20 protein-coding genes are annotated in these 22,343 nt (G+C 71.1%); 11 read left to right on the top strand and 9 right to left on the bottom strand.

What is annotated here, in order from left to right; all coding sequences use genetic code 11:
* Positions 1–190: 190 nt before the first annotated feature.
* Positions 191–1,189: an inorganic phosphate transporter gene (locus tag ACGF8B_RS17905; RefSeq protein ID WP_093540205.1), complete on the bottom strand. Its 999-nt coding sequence runs from the start codon at positions 1,187–1,189 to the stop codon at positions 191–193.
* Positions 1,190–1,194: 5 nt separating this feature from the next.
* Positions 1,195–1,815: a DUF47 domain-containing protein gene (locus ACGF8B_RS17900; RefSeq protein WP_072488031.1), complete on the bottom strand. Its 621-nt coding sequence runs from the start codon at positions 1,813–1,815 to the stop codon at positions 1,195–1,197.
* A gap of 200 nt (positions 1,816–2,015) precedes the next feature.
* Between ACGF8B_RS17900 and ACGF8B_RS17895 the strand changes: the two genes are divergently transcribed.
* Positions 2,016–2,366, top strand: coding sequence for a metal-sensitive transcriptional regulator (locus ACGF8B_RS17895; protein ID WP_392739377.1), 351 nt, complete (start codon positions 2,016–2,018; stop codon positions 2,364–2,366).
* A gap of 42 nt (positions 2,367–2,408) precedes the next feature.
* On the opposite strand, the gene ACGF8B_RS17890 is transcribed toward ACGF8B_RS17895, so the two are convergent.
* Both ACGF8B_RS17890 and ACGF8B_RS17885 read right to left on the bottom strand, forming a co-directional pair.
* A complete protein-coding gene (locus ACGF8B_RS17890) occupies positions 2,409–2,591 on the bottom strand; it encodes a hypothetical protein (protein ID WP_392739375.1) in 183 nt (60 codons plus the stop codon).
* A 148-nt stretch (positions 2,592–2,739) separates the two neighbouring features.
* Positions 2,740–3,654 carry a hypothetical protein gene (locus ACGF8B_RS17885; RefSeq protein WP_392739373.1) on the bottom strand — a complete coding sequence of 305 codons (915 nt, stop codon included), beginning with the start codon at positions 3,652–3,654 and terminating at the stop codon, positions 2,740–2,742.
* A gap of 132 nt (positions 3,655–3,786) precedes the next feature.
* On the opposite strand from ACGF8B_RS17885, the gene ACGF8B_RS17880 reads away from it, so the two are divergent.
* Positions 3,787–3,975: a hypothetical protein gene (locus ACGF8B_RS17880; RefSeq protein WP_384759760.1), complete on the top strand. Its 189-nt coding sequence runs from the start codon at positions 3,787–3,789 to the stop codon at positions 3,973–3,975.
* Positions 3,976–4,148: 173 nt separating this feature from the next.
* The gene (locus ACGF8B_RS17875; RefSeq protein WP_392739371.1) at positions 4,149–5,762 is read left to right on the top strand and encodes an FAD-binding oxidoreductase; all 1,614 of its coding nucleotides are present in this window, start codon (positions 4,149–4,151) and stop codon (positions 5,760–5,762) included.
* A 22-nt stretch (positions 5,763–5,784) separates the two neighbouring features.
* Here the strand turns inward: ACGF8B_RS17875 and ACGF8B_RS17870 are convergent, their stop codons facing one another.
* The 5 genes from ACGF8B_RS17870 to ACGF8B_RS17850 all read right to left on the bottom strand — a co-directional run bounded on the left by ACGF8B_RS17870 (position 5,785) and on the right by ACGF8B_RS17850 (position 13,191).
* Positions 5,785–6,516 carry a phosphatase PAP2 family protein gene (locus ACGF8B_RS17870; RefSeq protein WP_392739369.1) on the bottom strand — a complete coding sequence of 244 codons (732 nt, stop codon included), beginning with the start codon at positions 6,514–6,516 and terminating at the stop codon, positions 5,785–5,787.
* A 290-nt stretch (positions 6,517–6,806) separates the two neighbouring features.
* Complete coding sequence (locus tag ACGF8B_RS17865; RefSeq protein WP_392740111.1) at positions 6,807–7,802, bottom strand: NlpC/P60 family protein; 996 nt, start codon at positions 7,800–7,802, stop codon at positions 6,807–6,809.
* Positions 7,803–8,077: 275 nt separating this feature from the next.
* Complete coding sequence (locus ACGF8B_RS17860; RefSeq protein ID WP_392739367.1) at positions 8,078–8,683, bottom strand: hypothetical protein; 606 nt, start codon at positions 8,681–8,683, stop codon at positions 8,078–8,080.
* Complete coding sequence (locus tag ACGF8B_RS17855; protein WP_392739365.1) at positions 8,680–11,016, bottom strand: alpha/beta hydrolase; 2,337 nt, start codon at positions 11,014–11,016, stop codon at positions 8,680–8,682. Before ACGF8B_RS17855 ends, ACGF8B_RS17860 begins: the two co-directional genes overlap by 4 nt.
* 228 nt (positions 11,017–11,244) lie before the next feature.
* Positions 11,245–13,191: a hypothetical protein gene (locus ACGF8B_RS17850; protein WP_392739363.1), complete on the bottom strand. Its 1,947-nt coding sequence runs from the start codon at positions 13,189–13,191 to the stop codon at positions 11,245–11,247.
* 228 nt (positions 13,192–13,419) lie between these two features.
* Between ACGF8B_RS17850 and ACGF8B_RS17845 the strand changes: the two genes are divergently transcribed.
* The 8 genes from ACGF8B_RS17845 to ACGF8B_RS17810 all read left to right on the top strand — a co-directional run bounded on the left by ACGF8B_RS17845 (position 13,420) and on the right by ACGF8B_RS17810 (position 22,243).
* Positions 13,420–14,175: a DUF4232 domain-containing protein gene (locus ACGF8B_RS17845; RefSeq protein ID WP_392739361.1), complete on the top strand. Its 756-nt coding sequence runs from the start codon at positions 13,420–13,422 to the stop codon at positions 14,173–14,175.
* Positions 14,176–14,629: 454 nt separating this feature from the next.
* Positions 14,630–15,445, top strand: coding sequence for a serine/threonine protein kinase (locus ACGF8B_RS17840; protein ID WP_392740108.1), 816 nt, complete (start codon positions 14,630–14,632; stop codon positions 15,443–15,445).
* A gap of 68 nt (positions 15,446–15,513) precedes the next feature.
* Positions 15,514–17,220: a serine/threonine-protein kinase gene (locus tag ACGF8B_RS17835; RefSeq protein ID WP_392739358.1), complete on the top strand. Its 1,707-nt coding sequence runs from the start codon at positions 15,514–15,516 to the stop codon at positions 17,218–17,220.
* 114 nt (positions 17,221–17,334) lie between these two features.
* Positions 17,335–17,817, top strand: a complete 483-nt coding sequence (locus ACGF8B_RS17830) for an RICIN domain-containing protein (protein ID WP_392739356.1) — start codon at positions 17,335–17,337, stop codon at positions 17,815–17,817.
* Between the two features lie 76 nt (positions 17,818–17,893).
* Positions 17,894–18,919 carry an LGFP repeat-containing protein gene (locus tag ACGF8B_RS17825; RefSeq protein ID WP_392739354.1) on the top strand — a complete coding sequence of 342 codons (1,026 nt, stop codon included), beginning with the start codon at positions 17,894–17,896 and terminating at the stop codon, positions 18,917–18,919.
* Between the two features lie 47 nt (positions 18,920–18,966).
* Positions 18,967–19,953 carry a hypothetical protein gene (locus tag ACGF8B_RS17820; RefSeq protein WP_392740106.1) on the top strand — a complete coding sequence of 329 codons (987 nt, stop codon included), beginning with the start codon at positions 18,967–18,969 and terminating at the stop codon, positions 19,951–19,953.
* A 9-nt stretch (positions 19,954–19,962) separates the two neighbouring features.
* The gene (locus tag ACGF8B_RS17815) at positions 19,963–20,952 is read left to right on the top strand and encodes an alpha/beta hydrolase (protein WP_392739352.1); all 990 of its coding nucleotides are present in this window, start codon (positions 19,963–19,965) and stop codon (positions 20,950–20,952) included.
* A gap of 55 nt (positions 20,953–21,007) precedes the next feature.
* A complete protein-coding gene (locus ACGF8B_RS17810; protein WP_392739350.1) occupies positions 21,008–22,243 on the top strand; it encodes a DUF4185 domain-containing protein in 1,236 nt (411 codons plus the stop codon).
* The last annotated feature ends 100 nt before the right edge of the window (positions 22,244–22,343 follow it).

Genomic DNA, 22,343 nt, shown 5'->3' with positions numbered 1-22,343 from the left:
GCGTGGATGGTTACGCCCGGTGGTGGATCTCCACCGGCGAACCGTCCCACCCTCCGGCGGACCGGCCTCGTCCCAGACGGCCTTGGGGTGCTGCATGGCGGTGCCACCGCAAGGCGAAGGGGCCGCCCCCACTCCCGCAGAGGGAGTGGGGGCGGCCCCATTTCCGTACCGCCGTGATCACGGCGGGCCGTCAGCCGAAGAGCAGGACCACGACTCCGTAGCTCGCGGCGGCGACCAGGGCCGCGGCCGGCATCGTGATGAACCAGCCCAGGATGATGTTCTTGGCGACGCCCCAGCGGACGGCGTTCACCCGCTTCGTGGCGCCCACACCCATGATCGCGGAGGTGATCACATGCGTCGTGGAGATCGGCGCGTGGAACAGGAACGCCGAGCCGAACATGATCGACGCACCCGTCGTCTCCGCCGCGAACCCCTGCGGCGGGTCCAGCTCGATGATCTTCCGGCCGAGCGTCCGCATGATGCGCCAGCCGCCGGCGTACGTACCCAGCGAGAGCATCAGCGCGCAGACCAGCTTGACCCAGACCGGGATCGGGTCGCTCGGGCTCTCGACATCGGCGATGACCAGCGCCATCACCACGATGCCCATGGTCTTCTGCGCGTCCTGGAGACCGTGGCCGAGCGCCATGCCCGCGGCCGAGACCGTCTGCGCGATCCGGAAGCCGCGCTTGGCCTTGTGCGGGTTGGACTTCCGGAACATCCACATGATCGCGACCATCACCAGATAGCCGACGACCAGGCCGATGACCGGGGAGACGAACATCGGGATGACGACCTTGTCGAGCACCCCGTCCCAGTGCACCATCGTCCCGCCGGCCAGCGCGGCACCGACCATTCCACCGAACAGGGCGTGCGAGGACGAGGACGGCAGCCCGAAGTACCAGGTGACGAGGTTCCAGATGATCGCGCCGACGAGCGCGGCGAAGAGGATTCCCATCCCCTTGTGGCCCTCGGGCGTCGCGATCAGGCCCTCGCTCACGGTCTTGGCGACACCGCTGCCGAGGAACGCACCGGCCAGGTTCATCACCGCGGCCATCGCCAGCGCCGCGCGCGGGGTGAGCGCACGGGTGGAGACGGACGTGGCGATGGCATTCGCCGAGTCGTGGAAACCGTTCGTATACGTGAAGCCGAGCGCGACACCGATGGTCACGATCAGCGCAAAGGTGTCCACGTGGTTCAGGACTCCTTGACCGCGATGGTCTCCACCGTGTTGGCGACGTGCTCGAACGCGTCGGCCGCCTCTTCCAGCACGTCCACGATCTGCTTGAGCTTCAGCACCTCGATGGCGTCGTACTTGCCATTGAAGAGATGAGCGAGCAGTTTGCGGTGGATCTGGTCGGCCTGGTTCTCCAGACGGTTGACCTCGATCCAGTACTCGGTGAGATTGTCCATCGTCCGCAGCCCCGGCATCGCCTCGGCGGTCAGCTCGGCCGCCCGGGCCAGCACCTCGATCTGCTGGGCAATGCCGTTGGGGAGTTCCTCGACCTGATAGAGCACGACCAGGTCGACGGCCTCCTCCATGAAGTCCATGATGTCGTCGAGCGACGAAGCGAGGTTGTAAATGTCCTCGCGGTCGAACGGCGTAATGAAAGAGGAGTTCAGCTGGTGGAAGATCGCGTGGGTGGCATCGTCCCCCGCGTGCTCCGCTGCCCGCATGCGCTCCGCGATCTCGACTCGGGAGGCAGAGTCCGCCCCGAGCAGTTCCATCAGGAGTTTCGAGCCCGTGACGATGTTGTCCGCGGATGCGGAGAACATGTCGTAGAAGCTCGTCTCCCTGGGGGTCAGACGAAAGCGCACGTGGGGTCCTCGGGGTGCTTTGGATTCGGTCAGGCTGATGCTAGGCGCATCATCCGGCCACGGCTAACCGGCGTTCTTCAGTGTCGCGCATCAGGCACAGTGATCAGCACGGGCCCCCGGTCACGTTTCAGATGAATTCGTTAGGATATACCCACCAGGGGTATATAAACGGCAGGGTAAAGGGAAAACGGGAGGCAGTAATGACCACCACCGAGGCTGCGGGGAGCACCACGGAGACGGAATCCCCCGTCACCGACCACGACCGGGGCATACACGGTTATCACCATCAGAAGGCCGAGCACCTCAAGCGGCTGCGCCGGATCGAGGGCCAGATCCGCGGCCTCCAGCGGATGGTCGACGAGGACGTCTACTGCATCGACATACTGACCCAGGTATCGGCGTCCACGAAGGCGCTCCAGTCGTTCGCCCTCCAGCTGCTGGAGGAGCACCTGCGGCACTGCGTCGCGGACGCGGCGGTCAAGGGCGGCGAGGAGATCGACGCCAAGGTCGAGGAAGCCACGAAGGCGATCGCCCGGCTGCTCCGCACCTGATGGCGGGCGTATCGGACCGCGGCGCCGCGCACACCCCCGGTGCTATCCCTGCCGGGGGACGGTGGCCCGCTCGGTGATCACACGGACGTCGAGCACCTCGTCGATGCGGTCCGCGCTGAGCCGTTCCCCGATCGCGGCCGACGCGGCGATCATCAGCTCGCCGCAGAGCTCGATCTCGGCGAGGGCCACCTGATCGGATACGGTCCGCGCGCTGAGCCTCACCACGTCACTCGCCTCTCACTGCCGTCGCCAACATCCCGGTGCCCCTCCCGGCAAGCTTAGGGAGCGGACCATGCGCCCCGCATGGCACGGACGGACCATTTCGCCGGCACCGGCATGCCTACGTCACCGCCCGCGTCCCCGCGCCGCACGCCTACCGCTGCCGGATCTGCCCGGTGTAGATGTCACCGCCGTCCGGCAGCCGCACCGAGACCGGCACTCCGAACCCGAACAGCAGTGTGGTCGACACCACTTCCGCCGGCGGCCCCTCGTTGGCGAAGCTGAACCGGTGGCGCACCTTGCGCAGCCGCCCCTGCTCGTCGAGGTACACGTCGAACGGGACCGTGTCCTCGCTGAACCCTTTCGCTGCCGCGGCCAGCACCCCGCGCGACCCGGGCGCGGCCTCGCGCGCGGCCAGCCCGATGTCCGCCGTCCCCCGGTAGTGCCGCACGGTGACCCCGGCGAGCTCGGTCCTGCCCTCGTACGTCACCTGCCGCGCTCCGCGCAGCAGTTCGGCGGCCGCCATCGGATCGGTCACCCCGCCGGTGACGAGGTTGCCGTCCTCCAGGGCCGTCGTGTCCACCCTGACCCATTTGTCGGCGGGTACTCCGGCGCCGCGGTTCTTCATGTAGAGCGCGCCCGGGGCCAGCAGTTCGGTGATGGGGCGGTGCTCGTCCTCACCGGCGGCGTCCTTGGGCAGTACGACGGTGAGCCGGCCGGTCCGGGTGCGGAAGTCGTACGTGCCCCGGCCCCGGATGGTGACCCGAGTCCCGCCGGCCGCGGTCTCCATCGACGTACGCACCTCGGCGGTCCCGGCGACGGTGCCGGCGCCGGGGTCCGGGGCGGTGCCGGCCACCGCCGCCGTCCCCGTCCCGCTCGCCGTGCCCGCGAGCACCGCGGCCGCGCGGCGGACCGCGTCGAGGGAGCCGGCCCCGCCCCGCTCGTCGGCCACGGCCCGGTCACCGCCACCGCCTGCCGAGCACCCGGCGGTCGCCGCCATCACGCCCACCACGGCAAGGGCGCAGACAGCGCGCGCCCCGCCTCCGGACCTGTGCTGCTGCACCACCATCGCCTGCCAACCCCCAACGCGTAACGCCTGCCCGAGAGGCCCGTCCGTTCCGGATAACGACGGCCCGTGTCCCCCGTCACGCCGCCCCCACCGGGCACACCGCCGGGTGGCCGCGGCCAGTACCGTGGACGGGTGTATGACCGACGCACCGACGAGGTCCCGCCGACCGCCCCCACTCCCGCGTCCGCCGGGCACCGGTCCACCACCGTGGAACGCGGCTCCTTCTGCACCGCGCGCTGCTCCTGTGGCTGGTCAGGCCCGGCCCGCCGGTCCAGAGACCGGGCACGTACGGACGCCGCGGAACACCTGGCGGCACCCTGACGCCACTTCTCTCCTCCCGCTCCTCCCTCTTCCCCTCCGCCTTCTCTGTCTTCTCTGTCTTCTCTGTCTTCTCCGCCATCTCGCTGTCCCCGACCTCTCCAGCCGATCCCCCCACGCCCGGCCTCCCCCGCCCGCCGCCGGCCGGCCCATGAGCGCCAAGACTCGGAGATCCGATGAACCTGCCGCCCCTGCCCGCCCGGCGCACCCTGCTCACCGCGGGCGCCGCCGCGGTACTCACCGGCGTCACCGCCACCGCCTGCAGCGGCACGTCCGGCGGCACCACCGGCCCGTCCGACGGCTCCGGCACCTCGGGCGGCACGGACGCCTCCCCCACCTCGCCGGCTCCGTCGAAGTCCGCCCCCACCGGGCCTGCGGACTTCTCCGCCCTGGCCGAGAGCCTCGACGGCAGCCTCATACGGCCCCAGGACGCCTCGTACCCGACCGCCCGTCAGCTCTACAACACCCGGTTCGACGGCCTGAAGCCCGCGGCTGTCGCCTATGTGCGGCACGAGGCGGACATCCGCGAGTGCCTGGCCTTCGCCCGCCGCACGGGCACCCCCGTCTCCATCCGCAGCGGCGGACACTCGTACGCGGGCTGGTCCAGCGGGAACGGGCGCCTCGTCCTCGACGTCTCGTCGCTCTCCCGCGTCGGGAGCGACGGCACGATCGGCGCGGGCGCCAAGCTCATCGACGTCTACCAGGGACTCGCCCGCAGCGGTCTGACGATCCCCGGCGGCTCCTGCCCCACCGTCGGCATCTCCGGCCTCACCCTCGGCGGCGGCCACGGCGTCGCCTCCCGCGCGTACGGTCTGACCTGCGACAGCCTGACCGCGGCGACCCTCGTCACGGCCGACGGCAAGACCCTGACCGTGGACGCCGAGAACCACCCGGACCTCTTCTGGGCGCTGCGTGGCGCGGGCAACGGCAACTTCGGCGTGGTCACCGGGCTGACGTTCCGCACCCGTCCGGTCCCGCAGACCGTCACCGCGTACATGTCGTGGCCGTGGTCACGTGCCCGGTCGGTCGTCTCGGCCTGGCAGGAGTGGGGCCCGGCCCAGCCCGACGAGATCTGGTCCTCTGCGCACCTCGCCGGCGGTCCCGGGGGCGCCGACCCGACCGTTTCGGTCGCCGCGTTCAGCCTCGGTACGTACGGCGGCCTGCAGAACGCCGTCGACCTCCTCGCCGACCGGATCGGTGCCCCGGCCTCCTCCGTATCGCTGCGCCGCCGCAGCTACCAGGAGTCGATGCTCGTGTACGCGGGCTGCTCGGGCATCACCGACGCGCAGTGCCATCTGCCGGGGACGACACCCGGCCGCACCACCCAAGGCACCCTCCAGCGCGAGACGTACGCCGCCGCGTCCGACTTCTACGACCGCTCGCTGTCCCCGGCGGGAGTGCAGGCCCTGCTCGACCGGACCGAGGCGTTCACCCGGATCCCGGTGACGGCGGCCGGGGGCGGCGGCTCCGTCGCGCTCACCGCGCTCGGCGGGGCGATCAACCGGGTCTCCCCGCAGTCGACGGCCTTCGTCCACCGGGGCTCGCGGGTGCTCGCGCAGTACATCGCCTCCTGGACCCCCGGCACGGCGGGCACCACCCAGCAGGACTGGCTGAAAAACACCCACGCGGCGATGCGCCGGCACGCGTCCGGAGCTGCGTACCAGAACTACACCGACCCGGCGCTGACCGACTGGCGCCGGGCCTACTACGGTTCGGCGGCCGACCGCCTCGCCGATCTGAAGAAGCAGTACGACCCGGAGCGCCTCTTCGCCTTCCCCCAGGCGCTCTAGCCGGGGGCGCGGACGGGGTCTCCTACGCGGCGAGGTCCTTCTCGCCGTCGCCGCCGCACGTGCCCGGCCTCGGCTCGGGGATTCCGAACGCCCCGGCCGGCTCCCCGGCCGCCGCCGCCGGCACCGGCCGGCGCGACCGTACGAGCCGGCCGAACCGGTCCGTCCGCGAGACCGCCGCCATCAGCGGGGTCAGCAGCATCATCGCCAGAGGGGCGAGCAGCAGGGCGACCGCGGTACCGAGGGCGAATCCGCCGACGACGTCGGTCGGGTAGTGGACGCCCATGTAGATCCGGCAGAAGCCCTCCAGGAGGGCGAGCGCGATGGCGGCGATGCCGAACTTCCGGTTGGCCACGAAGATCCCGACGGCCAGTGCCATCGCCATCGTGGCGTGGTCGCTGACGAAGGAGAAGTCGTTCTTCCCCGTCACCAGGACGTCCAGCCCCTGGTGGTCCCTGAACGGGCGGGGCCGGTGCACGAATCCGCGGATCGGGATGTTGATCAGCAGCGCGATCCCGGCGGCGAGCGGCGCCCAGACGAGGCCGGCGACCGCCGTCACCGAGTCGTCGGCCGTACCGCGCCGGCGCACACTCCACCAGCACCACAGGACCACGAGGACCATGCCGAGCATGATTCCGTACTCACCGACGAACTCCATGACCCGGTCGAACCAGGTGGGAGCGGACTTCGCGAGCCCGTTGATGTCGTAGAGCAGGCTGACATCGGGGTTCGACCCATCCAGTGCGAGTCCAGCCATCTGCTGCGGCCCCTTGCCTTGTCTGCTGCCGCGGGCACACCGGTGTGCACCGCTTTGACGAACCCCCGTGTCGGTTCGATCACTGTGTCTGATCGGCACTGCGTCCGATCCGTACTGCGTGGACCGGTACTGCGCGAATCGGTCGTCCTGGTCCCCTCAGGGAACGACCTCCCCCGAGCGTGCGTTCCACTCTCCACCGAATGATCACCATGACGTTATCGAAGAGTGACTCATCGTCGCAGCTCAGGGCCCAGGCTTCACAGAGAGTTCCGGCCACCGCCGCCGTTGCGTCATGCCGCCGGCCGGGCCGTCGGAAGGGCCGCGGCCCCGTCCTTGGTCACGCGCGTCGCACCGAAGTAGTCGGGGGTGTCGATCTTGTCGAAGCGGATCACGGCCCCGGTGTACGGGGCGTTGATCATGTACCCGCCGCCGACGTAGAGCCCGACGTGGTGGATGGCCCGCGAGTTGGTCAGGTCGTCGGAGAAGAACACGAGGTCGCCCGGGAGCAGCTCGTCCCGGGAGGGGTGCGGTCCGGCGTTGTACTGATCGTTCGCCACCCGGGGCAGCTCGATGTCCACGGTCCGGTACGCGGCCTGGGTCAGGCCCGAACAGTCGAACCGCCCGTTCTGCTCGGGCGTGCCGTTGCCGCCCCAGAGATACGGCGTGCCGAGCTTCTTCTGCGCGAAGTAGATCGCCCCGGCCGCCTGCTGAGAGGGCTGTACGCGCCCGACCGGCCTGGCGAAGCTCTTCTCCAGGGACCGGATGATGGTGACGTAGTTCTGGGTCTCCGAAATGTCCGGAACACCACCGGACCGGATCACCCGGTACGCGCCGGCGTTGTACGCGGCCAGCATGTTGTCCGTCTGATCCCCCGGCACCTTCTTCACGTACCCGGCCAGTTCGCAGTCGTACGAGGCGGCGGACGGGATGGCGTCGGCGGGGTCCCAGACGTCCCGGTCGCCGTCCTTGTCCCCGTCGATCCCGTGGCCGGCCCAGGTGCCGGGGATGAACTGGGCGATGCCCTGCGCGGCCGCGGGACTCTCGGCCCGGGGGTTCCACCCGCTCTCCTGGTAGAGCTGGGCGGCCAGCAGGGCCGGGTTGATGGCGGGGCAGAGGTTGCCCCACTTCTCCACCAGCGGCTGGTACTTCGCGGGCACGGCCCCCTTGGCCAGCGCAACGGCTCCGCCGCCACCGGAACCCGCGAGTCCGGCGGCGGCGGAGTACGTACCGACGACGAGCAACGCCACGAAGGACATGGCCACGCCGACACCGATGCCACCGAACACCCAGAATTTCCGCACCCCTCAACCATCCCCCATCGGGGCCCCGTTCATGGGCGGTTTCGACGGTGTGTGCGAGTCTTCCGGGTCACCGGGGGTGCCGGGCCGTCATTTCCGGCGCACGGAACCACCGGACCGGCGCACCGGGCGCCCGCCCCGGCGCACCGGATACATCGGATGCGCGGGGCCGGTCGGCCGGCCCGGGTGACCGAACGACCTGCCGACCTGCCGGGTCGGCAGGTCGGCAGGTCGACAGGTCGGCGGGGTCGGTCGTCAGGTCGTCAGGAGGCTGCGGCCGACCAGAAGCCGGAGCGCACATTGGGGCTGGGGAGCGGGTAGACGCCCTTGTAGGACGGCCCGTTCGGCTCGGACGAGGAGTCGGCGACCTTCGACTCCTTCACACAGGGGGTGTCCGCCTCGAAGAAGGCCTGCCCCTTGGCACGGATGCTCACGCTGATCCCGAAGCCGTCCTTGGACACCGCGTAGACCGCCGGGAACTGCTCGTCGACGTTCTTCGCCTTGATGCGGTAGTCGCTCGCCCGCCAGAACTGCTCGATCTGGTCGAGGAAGCCCTGCCGCCGTTCCGCGGAGACGATGGTCATCACGGTGCGCCTGCGCGTCACGTCGCAGCTGCCCTTGGTCGTCTGGCCGTGGGCCCACTGCACCTCGGGGTCGATCTTCTTCAGCACGGCGTCGAGCATGCTGTCGGCCCGGTCGGCAGCCTCCTGCATGTCCATGCCGTTCCCCTTGGTGCCCTCGGTGCTCTTGTCGCTCTTGGTGGCCGTGGTGCTCGTGTTCGCACCCGACTGCGCATTCTCGCTGCCGCAGGCGGACAGCGCGAAGCCGACAGCCAGAGTCACCGCAACGATCTGGAACCTGCGCCTCATCGCTGTTCCTCCATCTTGAGCCGGTCGGAGTGTCCCGACACGATAAGCGCGATGCTGTCGGCGGACACGGCGTCCCGTGCCGGGTTGAAGTAGTTGGAGTGCGAGTCGAAGCTCATGGGCTTGCCCGGGTCCACCGGGAAGCGCGTCGCCCCGAAGGCCTTGCTCGCCGGGTCCTTGCCGAACCAGAGGTCGTCGTCGCCCGGGTCGGCCAGGTCGCCGGCGATGTAGGAGCCGGCCGGACCGCCCAGGATCATCCCGATCCCACCCACGACGACCTGCGTCTTGGACGGGAGCTTGGTCACCGGGTCGTTGGCCGCGGCGCCGACGAAGACGTGCCCGGCACCGACCCCGAGGTCCACGGCCCGGTCCACGCCCACCCCGGGACTGCCGACCAGGATGATGTCGTCCACCCCCGGGATCCCCCCGAGCTTCTGGGTCGCGGCACCGAGGGTGCGCGAGCCGTAGGAGTGCCCGATGGCCGTGATGTGCGGGTCCTTGTTCTGGTTGGTGGCCGCGATGCCGCCCATGAAGTCGTAGTACGCCGCGCCGCCCTTCTCGGCCCGGCCGGTGCCCGCGACCGCCAGGCTGCTCAGCCCGTCCGGCGCCTGCGGTGCGTCGTAGCCGAGCCAGACGATCGAGGCGCTGGACGGGTCGTAGCCCTGGGCTCCGATCGCGGTGTCACGGGCGCGCTTGAGGTCGTTCTTCGCGAACTCCTCGTCGAGGGAGGTGTTCAGCCCCGGCACGTAGGCCGACACGTTCTTCGAGGTGTCGGGGTTGCCGTAGGAGACGATCGCCCGCCCGTTGCCCTCGTCGCTGATGCCGATGAGGTACATCGGGGGCTGACTGCCCTCCTTCAGCTGCCGGTCGATCTCCCGCAGCCCGGCCAGCTGCTCCTTCGACGTCTTGTCGGTCTTGCCCTCCAGCTTCGAGATCAGATCCGGCAGGTTGCGGCGGTTGGCCTTGTCGCGGTCCGCCACCGGAATCCCGTCGAGGCTGCCGATCTGGTCCGGGGAGAGCTCCAGGTACTCATCGCGCTGCTCCTGCGTCAGTCCGTTCCACCAGTACGCGCGGCCGGCCGCGCTGCCGCCCTTCGGGATGCGGTCGTTGAGGTACTGCCGCCGCGCGTCACGCACCGCCGAATCGACCCGCGTACCGGATCCGGGCATCCCGGTGAACACGCCGCCGCCGGAGCCCTTGGTCATGTCCGCGGCGGCGGCGACGTACTGGCCCTTGTCCCACTTGTCGCCGGCCTTGTGCGCGACCTGTGCGTACTGGTCGACGACGTCCTTGGCGGTGTCGCCGGGGTGCGTGATCGTGTCGATGGCGCCGGTGACGTCGCCCAGCAGACCGTCGTCGCCGACGATGCCGTCGAGGAAGCCGCCGCCCGAGCCTCCGGGAGTGCCGGGGGTTTGTCTACCCGCGTCGACTCCTGTGGAAGAACCGCTGGTTCCTTCTGAACCACCAGTGCCGCCGGTCCCGCCGGAGGCGTCGGACCCACCGGATCCGCTGCCGCCCGCGCCGCCGGAGCCACTGCCCCCGGAACCACTACCTCCGGAACCGGTGCCGCCGGCCCCGCTGCCTCCGGAGCCGCTGCCGCCCGTCGCGTCCGAGCCCGCGGTGCCGGCGCCGGTTCCACCGGTCACGGTCGCGCCCTCGGACCCGCCGCCACCGCCACCGCTGCCGCCGCCGTTCCCCCGGCCGCCGTTACCGGCCTCGACGTTGGAGGGCGCGCAGCCGCCGCCGGTCAGCTGGCAGATGGCGTCCTGGATCCGGCCGGTCAGCTGCCCGCCGATCCCCGTGGCCACGAGCCCGCCGATGAGGGCGACGACCACGAGGATCATGCCCAGGTACTCCATCGCGGTCTGACCGGTGTCGGCACGCCGCTGCTTGATCATCCGCACGATGCTGAACGGCCGGTGCTCCGCGCGCTGTTCGGCGGCGAGCCGGAACCAGGCCCGCGAACGGGACCGGAGCAGCAGGACGATCAGGACGACGGGCAGCACCAGCTGGGCCACGCCCTGTCCGTTCGCGTCGCCCAGGGTGGCCAGCGCTCCGAGCGTGAGCCAGGCACTCACGGCCAGCAGCCCGCGCCAGACCCAGACACCTCCGGTCCGCACCCGGAACGACAGCACGAACCCGGTGATGCCGGGCAGCGAGGCGTACAGCACCATGCCGATCAGCCGGCCGTCCACCGCATCGACCGACGCGGCCAGCAGCAGCGCGTCGAGCGCGCCGACGACCGTGACGGCGAAGAGCAGTCGGACGAGAATCAGTACCGCCTGCAAGGGGCGCGACAGTGGCTGCCGGCCCGGAGGGACCTCGGCGGTGCTCATGTCAGCACCACCCGGTACCGCTAGTTCTCGTATGCCAGACACGGCGAGTCTCCCCAGCTTTGTGAGTGGGCGCAGCGACAGTTCCCCCCGGTATCCGTATGCGACCACAGCGCCGCCGACCCGGCATGGGCCCCAGGACCCAATGCCGGGCTCAACGTCGAACACCCGGCCTATCCCGTACTGCCACCGACCGGCCCGTTACGGGTCATTGGGGGCACCGACGGGGCGTCAGGACGATCGGGCGGACCGCCCGGCGCCGCCCCCGCCGTACGTCCTCGGGTCCTCGGCGGCGAGTCGGCGCAACGCCGCGGCGGCCCGGTGTTCGGGGCTGGTTCCGTCGTCCGGGATGTGCCACACGAGGTGCTGCCGACGGCCGTCCTCCGCGCCACTGCCGTCCTCCGCGCCACTGCCGGTGGGCGGGCTCGCGCGGTGTGCGAGGTTCACGGTCGTGCGGTCCCGGTCCCTGAAGTCGGTGCCGATCCAGCCCTGTTCGACGTTCCAGCGGGTCAGCAGGTCCGGCCGGTCGCGCAGACCCGCCGCGATGAGCCGCGCGGTCCTGCGGGCCGGCCATGTCCACCCGTGGTCGTTCTCGGCACGCGCGATCTCCGCGTCGTACGCGGCGGCCTCGAAGCGGTACTCGGGCAGCTCGCGCACGGGCAGCAGGGAGGGCGGCGGGGACGGGCGGCGCCAGTCGGACCAGACGACGTGGTCCCCGTCCCGGCGGATGGTGACGTGGAGCGCGCCGCAGCAGCCCTCGGTGCAGTACGCCTCCGCGAGCTGCACTTCCCGTGGTTCGTCCGTGGCCCGCAGGCGGCCGCTGTCCAGCAGGTACTCGGGGGCGTGCGCGCCGCCCCGGCCGAAGGCGGCCGGCACCAGGGGGCGCCCGTCGATCAGGATGCGGGTCTCGACGATGCCCGGATCCACCGGGTCGAGCACGGTGGCCTCGATCCTCAGCCGGCCCGCCGGGCCCGTACCTCCGGCATCGCGGCGGAACGGCTGACGGGCCGTGCGCCGGGCCCAGCCCAGCCGCCGCTGCCCGGCCGAGTCGCCGCTCCCCGTGGATCCGCCGGCCAGGAGCGCCCGCCATTCCGGTCGGCCCAGCACGGACTCCAGGCGGTCCAGCAGCGCCTCGCGCCGGCCGGGCCCCCATTCCAGCAGGCGGCTCGGGCCACTGTGCAGTTCGAGCGCGACGGACAGCAGGAGTGCGTGGTGGTCGAGAGTGGGTGGCAGGTCGGCGGCACGTACGGCGAACGCTTCGAAGAGGCCGACGGCCACCGGGCAGGCCAGGACCTCGGCCCGGTAGTCGTTCACGCTCGACATCCGGCACAGCACCCGTCCCGCCCCGGCCACGAGCCCCGCTCCTCCTGGACGGGCCTCCCGCAGGAGGTCGGCGAGCCGGACGGCCTCGGCGACCCGGCGGGCGGTCTCGGGCCGCACCGCGTTCACCTTCCGCAGGACCGCGTCCAGCAGTCCGGGTACGGAGGACTCCTCGCCGGCGGCCAGGGCGTCGACCAGGCCGCGCAGCTCCGGGCCCCTGGCGTGATGCCCGAGCCACACCAGAGCCGCGGCCGGGCCGTCGAGGGGGTCGAGCGTCTGCACGGCATGGTCGGCGAGGTCCCGGAGCCCGCCGAGGACCCTGAGATACGGGACGTCCTCCGGTTCGCCGAGACGGGTCAGGAGGGCGAGGCCGACGCAGACCGCCATGGGGCTGGTTCCCGTACGGGTCAGGCACCGGCCGAGCGCCCGCGCCCGGCCCTCGTCCGGCAGCGGCAGCCGGGCCACCACGGACCGGACGTGTCCGCCCCGGATGCTCAGTCCGACGAGGCGGAGATGAATCTCTTCGGCGGCCTGTGCCACACCGGGCGCATCGGAGCGGGGATCGGTGCCGGTGCCGGGATCGTTGTCGGTGCCGGGATCGTTGCCGGGATCGGCAACGGCATCGGGGTCGGCATCGGAGCTGGCACCGGTACGGGACACAAGCGGGGTCAGCACCGCCGTCAACGCCGCGCAGGCCGATTTCCAGGACGTTCCGGTCCGGGGGCGGCGCTCCGGCGGGCCCGGCAGCGCGTATCCCCCTTCGGGGAGCCTGCCGTCGGGCTCGGCGCGAAGAAGCCGCAGCGCCTGGGAGTACAGGGAGGCGGGAGGGAGCGCGGTGCGCTCTTCCGGGGCGCTCAACGGGCGGGGTGGGTCTCGATTCCATGAGTCATGCGCGGAGTCTCGCAGGCGGCCCGACCACGCACCAGCCGATTTCCCCGTAGGCCACTTCGGGGACGTCAGCCGGACGTCAGTGAGGCGTCAGCGGAACGTGAGCGATCCACAGGATGCTTATGTTGTCAAGAGGTCAGAGAGAGCGGTTCGCCGCAGGATCCGGGCCTTGCCTCATGCTCATCCTGGGAGAATTCCATGCGTACGTTCCGCAGCCGCAAGCACACCGCCGCTCTCGCCACCGTCACCGCCGTGCTCGCCCTGTCGCTCACCGCCTGCGGCGGGGACGACACCGGCACGAAGTCCGCCGGCAAGGCGGACAACAGCACCTCGGCCGGCGCCTCGACCGACGCCTCCCAGCCCTCCACCGACGCGACGACCACGGACACCAAGAAGACCGGCGGCACCGCGCAGAACGCCGGCGCCACGAAGACGGACAGCTCGAAGTCCGGGTCGACCGGTGGCAGCAGCGCGACGGGTGGCAACACCAGCGACAGCTACGCCTACAAGCACCCGTGCAAGAGCTCGGACCTGTCGGTGCGCGTCTACCCGCGTGAGGGCTCGTCCACCCAGCAGGTGATCGAGGTCAACAACACCGGTGCCAACTCCTGCGGCCTGAGCTACTTCCCGCAGGTCAGCCTGGGCGCCTCGAAGGCCTCGGACCACAGCGGGGACATCAAGCCGTCGGTTCCGGGCGGCCTGGGCGGCGCGCCCGCGTACCCGGTCAAGCCGAAGACGGCCGCCATCGCGGTGATCGACCTCAACCCGAGCGGCAAGAACGGCGTCACCTGGGTCAACGAGATGAACGTGCTCGCCGACGGCGACCACATGGCCAACGCCGACACCCAGAACTTCGACCTCGGCCCGGACGTCAAGGTGGGCAGCCCGAAGCTCGGCCTGTACCAGGGCTCGGTCGCCGACGCGGTGAACTCCATGAAGCAGGCCGGCAACTGACCTGATCGGACGGGCCGTACGACGAGCCCCCGGGAAGCGACGCACCTCCCGCCGCACCCGACACACAGGGCCCGGATCCATGCGATCCGGGCCCCACGTGTTGGACGCTCCGTAAACAACGCGGCAGCCGATGCACCAAATCGAGCCAGTTCGCCAAAGCGGGCAAAGTCTCGCCCCATATCGAACACTTCTTCCCCGGCGCCGGACCGACCGCGGAGCCCGTCCGGCCCGCCCTCTTCTCCCGGCGCGAGAACCCGAAGCTGGACGCCCGGCGCGGGCCGCGACGCCCCTCGCTCCGGGGGCGGCACCGCGCCACGGCCGATGGCCGGCGGCGGTCGGGCGGCGGTCCGGCGGCAGACAGAAAACGACCAGAATCCGGACGGGAACGGCCCCCCTCGATGGGTAACGTTCGGCCGGTGTGGAAGTTCACCGGCACGGGGGCGAGGTGGGTGCACTGAGCGGGATCGTGGTCTATCTGCCGCGGCGGAGCGACGACATCGGAGGGGCACCGTCCGGTGACCCCGTGACGTTGCGGCTCGGCCCGGGACAGACAGCACGCTTCGGACGGGGCTCCACGACGACCCCGGTCGAACTGCGCCTGGACGACGAGGCCATCTCCCGGCTGGCCGGCGAGATCCGGGTGACGGACGACCACTGGCAGCTCAGCAACCACAGCACGACCCAGAGCTACCTGGTGGAGAACCCGGAGGGCGCGGGAGAGTACCTGCGGGTTCCGCCCCGGCGGGCCGGCGCGCCCATCCCCTTCGAGTTCTCCCGGGTCGTGCTGCCCACCCGCCGCGACGCCACCGTCTCCTTCCAGGTCTTCGCGCCCGACCACGTCTATCTGGACCCCTGCCCGGACCCCGCCGTCGCGGCGGGCCAGTGGGGCAGCCGCACCGTCATGGCGTACTCGCTGGACGAGACGGCCCTCTACTTCCTGATCCTGGTCGCGCTCTGCGAACCCCGGCTGCGCGACGAGTCGCCGGTCGCCGTGCCGACCACTCCGCAGATCGTCGAACGGCTCAAGGGGCACGCCGCGTGCGGCCGGCTGAAGGCGCGGGCGGTCAGCTCGCACATCGACTACCTCGCCGAGGAGAAGATGCGGATCAGCGTCCCGCCCGAGCAGGGGTCCGGCGGAGCGCGCCGCAACGGTAAGCGGGAGGCCCTGGTCGGGATCGCGTTGCGGTTCGGACTCGTACGGGAGGAGCATCTGGCGCTGCTGCCGCCCCGGGCCGCCGCACGCAACCACGGGCGGGAGACGGGCCGTTGAGCCGGGAGCCCACCGAGCGCGACGGCCCGCGGACGGGCGACGGCCCGCAGGTGGGCGACAGTCCGCGGATGGGCGACAGTCCGCAGGTGGACGACGACCGTACGGAACTGCTCCCGCCCGGCTACCGGGTCGGCGGCTGGGAGGTCACCGAGCCGATCGCCTCCGGCGGCTGGGCGACGGTGTACGCGGGCCGCCCGGTCGACGGCCCACCACGTCAACCCGAGACGGGACCTCAACCCGTGGAGGTCGCGCTCAAGTTCCTGCCGACCGCGGGGCTCGCGCCGCGCCAGGCCCGCAAGGTCGCGGAGACCGCCCGGCGGGAGGTCGAGCTCGGCCGCCGGGCCGGCCATCCGAGGCTGATCCGCCTGCTGGACTCCGTCGTGATCAGTGATCCGGACCGGGCGTTCCTGGACGGTGCGATCGTGCTGGTGATGGAGCGGGCCGAGCGCAGTCTGCGGGACCTGTTCGACGCCGGGATCGCGGAAGGAGCCGCACGGGTCGCGGGGGCCGCCGGGGTCACGGGGACCGCACGGGGCGCGGGAGCCGCAGGGACCGCACGGGACGCAAAGGCCGCAGCGGCCGCAGGGACCACACGGGGCGCAGGGACCGCACGGGGCGCAGGAACCGCACGGGGCGCGGGGCCCGCAGGGGCCGTGGAGGCGGACGTCGCCCGGCTGTTCGCCGAGATCTGCGAAGGGCTGGCCCATCTGCACGGCAGCGGCTGGGTGCACGGCGACCTCAAGCCGGAGAACATCCTGCTGATGGCCGACGGCGCGCTCAAGCTGTCGGACTTCGGGCTCGCCACCGAACTGACCGGCACCCACGGCACCCACGGGTACGCGCCACCGATGGGCACCCTGGACTACCTCCCGCCCGAGCGCTGGCAGGCCCCACTGGGCGAGCACGGCGTGGAGGTCCGGCCCAGCGCCGACATCTGGGCCCTGGGCATCATGGTCCACGAGGCGTTCGCGTCCGGCGCCTCGCCGTTCCCCGGCGCCACCCCGGTGGCACGCGGCGCGGCGGTACAGGAGTACGCCGACGGGCGCGCACCGCTGCGGATCGACAGTGCGCTGCCACCGTTCTGGCGCGCGCTGGCCGCCGACTGCCTCGCGCCGACCCACGCCGAGCGCGCCGCGCACAGCGCCGAGAGCCTGCTGGCACGCGTCGCCGCACGGTCGACGGCACCCCGCCCGGTAGGCCGGCGGTGGAGATCCCGCACCGCTCTGGTGACCGTCGCGTTGTGCTCGGTGGCCGCGACGATCTGGTCGCACGCCGTCGGCGACGCCGCTTCGGGCGCGAAGGGCGAACCACCGGCACGGCTGCGGGTGTTCAACGCCGACGACGGGTGCCGGGAACGTACGGACCGGAACCCGCAGTGCAGCCTCGGCCTGGCGATCGACCCACTCAAGCCGTACACCGTCGACAACGTTGTACCGGTACGGGTGTGGCACGGCGACGTCCTCGCGGTCGACTGCCGCCTCCCCCGGGGCATCCCCATCATCGACGAGTCGGACGCCAGCTCCACCGAGTGGTACCGGGTCCGCCTGCCGGCCCGCTCCACCACCGCGTCCGCCGCTTCTGCCTCCGCGTCCACCCCCTCGGCCGCCGATGCCTCCGCCTGGCTGCCGGCCGTGCGTACGGCGGATCACCCCCGGGTTCCCGACTGCCCGCGTCCCACGGGCAAGCCCGTATCCACGTCCGTACCCACGCCCGCACCCGTCCCCGTACCCGCCTCCGTGCCCACCTCCGTGCCCGCGTCCCTGCCTGTCCGTTGAGTGTCGGCGTTCGCGTCGCGGGGTGTCACTCCGGATCGTTCCGGATGTCGTACCCGGCAGCCCGAGGGCTAGTTTGCGGTCCCGACAGTCACCGGAAGGAAGAGGAAACAGCCCATGCGCGGCACGCGTTCGCTCCTGATCGGCGGGGTCCTCGCCCTCGCCTCCCTGTCCGTGACCGTGCCGACGGGCACGGCCCTGGCCGCCGGGAACGGCTCCGCGTCCCCCGCGCGGGCCGCCGACGCCACCCAGAGCTTCCGCAATCAGGCCACGGGCCGTTGCATGGACGACACCGACGACGGGTTCCGCACGTGGAGCTGCAACGGGAGCAACCCGCAGCTGTGGGACGTGAAGGTCTGGGAGGACGGAACGCGCCAGCTGCGCAACGTGAACACGGGGCGCTGCATCGAGGACAGCGACAACGGGTTCCGCACCGTCGGCACGTGCGGCTCCACCCCGGAGCAGAGCTGGTGGATCAAGGTCTGGTCCGACGGCACCGTCCGCTTCCAGAACCAGGCGACCCTGCGGTGCATCGACGACAGCTCCCTGGGCTTCCGCACCTGGCCGTGCAACGACACCCCGTACCAGAGCTGGTTCTGACACCGGCGCACCTGCAACGCACTCTCCCCCAACTCCCCTTTCCCGCACGGCCATTCCGAAGCGAAGGAGCAGTCGGATGCGTGGCTCGACCGAACGACGACGCGCGATGTGGAGATCAGCGGTCCTGCTGGCCATGGTGGCCGCGACCGGCCTCGGCAACCCGGCCCTCGCGCAGAACGCGGGCGAGGTTCCGGGCCCCCTCGACAACTCCGCCCCGGCCGCGCTGTTCTGCGACATCCCGGCGGACCGGGACATCGCGGTGACCCGCAAGGTGTACGAGGTCGGGCAGCGCCGCGGCGTGTCCGACAAGGTGATGCTCGCCGGCTTCGAGACGGGCTGGGTCGAGTCCCGGATGAACAACCTGGCGTGCGGGGACCGGGATTCGCTCGGCGTCTTCCAGCAGCGCCCGTCGATGGGCTGGTGCGAACCCGCCCAGTGCCTCGACGTCGGCTTCGCGGCCAACAAGTTCTTCGAGGTGGCCCAGCAGATGGAGCCCGACTGGGACACCGCGGGCGAACTGGCCCAGGCCGTCCAGCGTTCCGCGTACCCCGAGCGCTACCCGCAGGCGGAGGGCTACGCCCGGGAGCTGATGGGCGAGGCGTTCCAGCCGTACGGCACGATCGGCGCGAAGTACGCCGGTCTGGGCGGCCACGACGGGCCGCTCGGATGGCCCGTCCGCGCCGAGGAGGACTCCTCACTCGGCGGGCGCTTCCAGCTCTTCCAGAACGGGATCGTCATCTGGCACCCGGACGAGGCCCACGCCGTCTACGGGGACATCCTGACCAAGTTCTGGGACACCGACGCCGAACGCCGCTGGGGCTTCCCCACCACCGACGAAGCCGACGCCGCACAAGCACCCGACGGCACCAAGGGCCGCTACCAGTTCTTCGAACGAGGACTCTTCCTCTGGTCACCCCAGACCGGCGCACACACCGTCCACGGCGCCATCTACGACGCCTTCCACGCCGCCGGACACGAAGGCACACTCGGCTACCCCCTCACCGACGAAACCGACGAAGCAGGCGGCGGCAAGGCACAGAAATTCCAGAAAGCCACCATCCACTGGACCGCCGAAAAGGGCACCTGGATCACCGAGAGCTGACGGGGGAGGCAGTCATGAACTCACGCGCACCACTGAGTCTTCGGCGCATGATCGGGGCGGTGACGCTGGCCCTGGCGGCCCTCGCCGTCATGTTCGGCACGGCGCCGGCCGCCAGTGCTTCGGAGCCGGGCGGGCCGATCGGCCGCGGCGAGGCGATGGACCGGGCGTGGTCGTGGATCGCCGAGCAGGTCCCGTACAGCCAGAGCGGCTGCCATCAGAACCAGTTCGGCTGCTACCGGCCGGACTGCTCGGGCTATGTGTCGATGGCCTGGAACCTCGGTACGTCCCTGACGACCTGGGGCCTGTGGGACGTCACCTTCGACGTTCCCGCCAACGACCTGCAACCGGGTGACGCCCTGCTGCGCGACTCGGGCGGCACGGACCACGTGGCGCTGTTCCTCCGCTGGGCGGACCCCGCCCACACCCAGCCGGTGGTGCGCGAGGAGTACGACTTCGGGCATGTCGCCGAGGAGCGGGTTTGGAGCGACGGGCTCAGGGGCTTCACGCCCCGCCGCTACAACAACCTGGACGACCTGGTCCCGTACGGCACCATCGCGGCGAAGTACGACAGTACGGGCGGCCCCGGCGGCCCGCTGGGCAGCCCGATCACGGGTGAACGGGACTCCTCGCTCGGCGGGCGCTTCCAGCAATTCCAGAACGGGATCATCATCTGGCACCCGGACGAGGCCCACGCCGTCTACGGGGACATCCTGACCAAGTTCTGGGACACCGACGCCGAACGCCGCTGGGGCTTCCCCACCACCGACGAGGCCGACGCCGCACAAGCACCCGACGGCACCAAGGGCCGCTACCAGTTCTTCGAACGAGGACTCTTCCTCTGGTCACCCCAGACCGGCGCACACACCGTCCACGGCGCCATCTACGACGCCTTCCACGCCGCCGGACACGAAGGCACACTCGGCTACCCCCTCACCGACGAAACCGACGAAGCAGGCGGCGGCAAGGCACAGAAATTCCAGAAGGCCACCATCCACTGGACCGCCGAAAAGGGCACCTGGATCACCCAGAACTAGGAGACCGCGTTGAGCCAGCACCACCCCACCCGTAGGAACGTCCTGAGGACCGCGGGCGGTCTCTCCGCCGCGCTGGCACTCGGCACCGGGGGCGTCCTCGCGGCGGCCACGTCGGCGAGCGCGGCCGGTGACGGCTTCGGGCTGCGCATCGTGGACCGTGACGAGAGCGACCGCCGCCTGAAGTACTACCGCTTCCGGACCGACGCGATCGGCTGGAACCCGGGCGTCAACGTCCTGCTCCCCGAGGACTACGCCACCAGCGGCCGCACCTACCCCGTGCTCTACCTCTTCCACGGCGGCGGTCTCACCTCGGACTTCATCGAGTTCGACCGTGCGGGTGTCCGCGACTGGACCGCCGGGAAACCGATCATCGTCGTGATGCCCGACGGCGGCCATGCCGGCTGGTACTCCAACCCGGTCGCCTCCAACACGGGTGCCCGGAACTGGGAGACCTTCCACATCGCCCAGCTGCTCCCGTGGATCGACGCGAACTTCCGTACGTACGCCGAATACGACGGCCGCGCCGTCGCCGGGTTCTCCATGGGCGGCTTCGGCGCGCTGAAGTACGCCGCGAAGTACTACGGCCACTTCGCCTCGGTCAGCGCCCACTCCGGCCCGGCCAGCCTGCGCCGCAACCTCGGCGCGGTCGTGCACTGGGCCAATGTGTCCTCCGCCGCCGCGGACCTGGCGGGCGGCACGGTCTACGGCGCTCCGCTGTGGGACGAGGCCCGGGTCAGCGCCGACAACCCGGTCGAGCGCATCGAGAGCTACCGCAACAAGCGGATCTTCCTGGTCGCCGGCACCGGCGGCCGGCCCGTGCCCTGGTTCAGCCAGGTCAGCGAGGACAACGTGCTCCAGGGCCAGCGGGAGTTCCGCGGCCTCCTCGACGGGGCCGGCATCCCGTACGAGGCGCACGAGGAGCCCGGCAGTCACGAGTTCCGCGTACCGCTGTTCCTCCGCGACCTGGACGGCATCATCGGACGCCTCCGCAAGGCCTGACACGGACCGCCGCTCTTCCCCGCCGCTCTCATCCCACCCACACGGAGGACCGAACATGCCCACCCCCTCGCAGCCTGAGCATCGATCCGCCACCCGCCGGTCGGCGCTCAAGGCAGGCATGGGCTTCGCCCTGGGCGCCGGCCTGCTGGGGGCCGCCCCCGGCGTGGCGGCCGCGAGCGACCGGTCCGTACCGGCCGACGCAGCCGGGAAACCGTCCGCGCGGCTGCTCCAGACCGGCGCCCCGCTGTGCGAGCAGCCCGGTGACTCGGCGAGCGCGCAGGGGCTCGGCTCCGGGGACCTGGCGATCCCGTACTACCGGGAGCACGACAACACCTGGGGCTATGTGTTCGGCGACGCCTTCGGCGGAATCGCCCAGGCCGACCCGTACCTGGGCTCCCCGGTGATCCTGAACCAGGCGGGCTTCGACGCCTCCGGCGCGTCGCCGATCTCGTTCTCCTGGGCGATGCCGACCGGCGGCGCCGCCAACCAGTGCTTCGACTACGCGCACTGGGCGGACAACGGGCACGGCTTCGAGATCTCCCGCATCCCCAACGACTGCATCGAGTTCGGCGGCCGGACCTACATCCAGTACACGTCCGTGGCCCTGTGGGAGAACATCCCGGCCGGTTACGACGGTTCGCTGATGTCGGGCGTCGCGTACTCGGACGACTACGGCGTCACCTGGCAGGACTACCCGTACCACTGGGCCGGCGACACCCAGGGCTCGAACCAGTCCATGTACGGGATGTGGTCGTTCGCGGGCATCGACCCCGACGGCTGGCTGTACATCTTCTCCAAGCGCTGGAACGGCACGCATGCGAACACCGCCGACGGCGGGGCGATCCAGCTGTTCCGCATCCGGCCAGAGGAGTTCCGCGCGGGCAACTTCGGCGCCCAGGAGAACTGGGCCTTCCTGGACGGCCGTTGGCAGTGGACCACGGCGGTCGGCCCGTCGATCATGCTGTCCGGGAACAAGATCGGGGAGTTCTCCGTGAAGCGGATCGGTAGCACGTACTGCATGAGCTACTTCGACGTCGACGACTACTCGATCTGCACCCGCACCGCCGCCCGCCCCGACGCCGTATGGACTGCCCCCAAGCCCCAGATCGTCGGCGACGGCCTCCCGCCCCACCACTGGGGCAAGCCCCAACTCCCATTCCTGTACGGCGGATACATCCACCCGGGCAGCGCGAGCGCATCGTCCCTGACCCTGATCGCCTCGCAGTGGCAGTCCGTGAACCACGGAAAGACGCCCTACCGAGTCCTCCAGTACGACGGCATCCAGCCCTGACGCGCAGGGCGCCGCGCACGTAACGGCCACACCGGTTCACCAGGCACATCGGGGCGTCACCGAGCACCACGGTGGCGCCCCGAGCCATATGCCGCCTTCG

The organism is Streptomyces sp. NPDC047917 (genome assembly GCF_043204345.1).
Lineage (GTDB): Bacteria > Actinomycetota > Actinomycetes > Streptomycetales > Streptomycetaceae > Streptomyces > Streptomyces sanglieri.
Note: the sequence above shows the minus strand (reverse complement) of the source record. Positions and strands in the feature narration are given on the sequence as shown.

Coding starts and splice junctions, on each gene's coding strand:
- ACGF8B_RS17895 (WP_392739377.1), top strand. CDS start 2,016: ATGACCACCACCGAGGCTGCGGGGAGCACCACGGAGACGGAATCCCCC.
- ACGF8B_RS17885 (WP_392739373.1), bottom strand. CDS start 3,654: ATGGTGGTGCAGCAGCACAGGTCCGGAGGCGGGGCGCGCGCTGTCTGC.
- ACGF8B_RS17875 (WP_392739371.1), top strand. CDS start 4,149: ATGAACCTGCCGCCCCTGCCCGCCCGGCGCACCCTGCTCACCGCGGGC.
- ACGF8B_RS17870 (WP_392739369.1), bottom strand. CDS start 6,516: ATGGCTGGACTCGCACTGGATGGGTCGAACCCCGATGTCAGCCTGCTC.
- ACGF8B_RS17860 (WP_392739367.1), bottom strand. CDS start 8,683: ATGAGGCGCAGGTTCCAGATCGTTGCGGTGACTCTGGCTGTCGGCTTC.
- ACGF8B_RS17855 (WP_392739365.1), bottom strand. CDS start 11,016: ATGAGCACCGCCGAGGTCCCTCCGGGCCGGCAGCCACTGTCGCGCCCC.
- ACGF8B_RS17845 (WP_392739361.1), top strand. CDS start 13,420: ATGCGTACGTTCCGCAGCCGCAAGCACACCGCCGCTCTCGCCACCGTC.
- ACGF8B_RS17835 (WP_392739358.1), top strand. CDS start 15,514: ATGGGCGACAGTCCGCAGGTGGACGACGACCGTACGGAACTGCTCCCG.
- ACGF8B_RS17830 (WP_392739356.1), top strand. CDS start 17,335: ATGCGCGGCACGCGTTCGCTCCTGATCGGCGGGGTCCTCGCCCTCGCC.
- ACGF8B_RS17825 (WP_392739354.1), top strand. CDS start 17,894: ATGCGTGGCTCGACCGAACGACGACGCGCGATGTGGAGATCAGCGGTC.
- ACGF8B_RS17820 (WP_392740106.1), top strand. CDS start 18,967: ATGATCGGGGCGGTGACGCTGGCCCTGGCGGCCCTCGCCGTCATGTTC.
- ACGF8B_RS17810 (WP_392739350.1), top strand. CDS start 21,008: ATGCCCACCCCCTCGCAGCCTGAGCATCGATCCGCCACCCGCCGGTCG.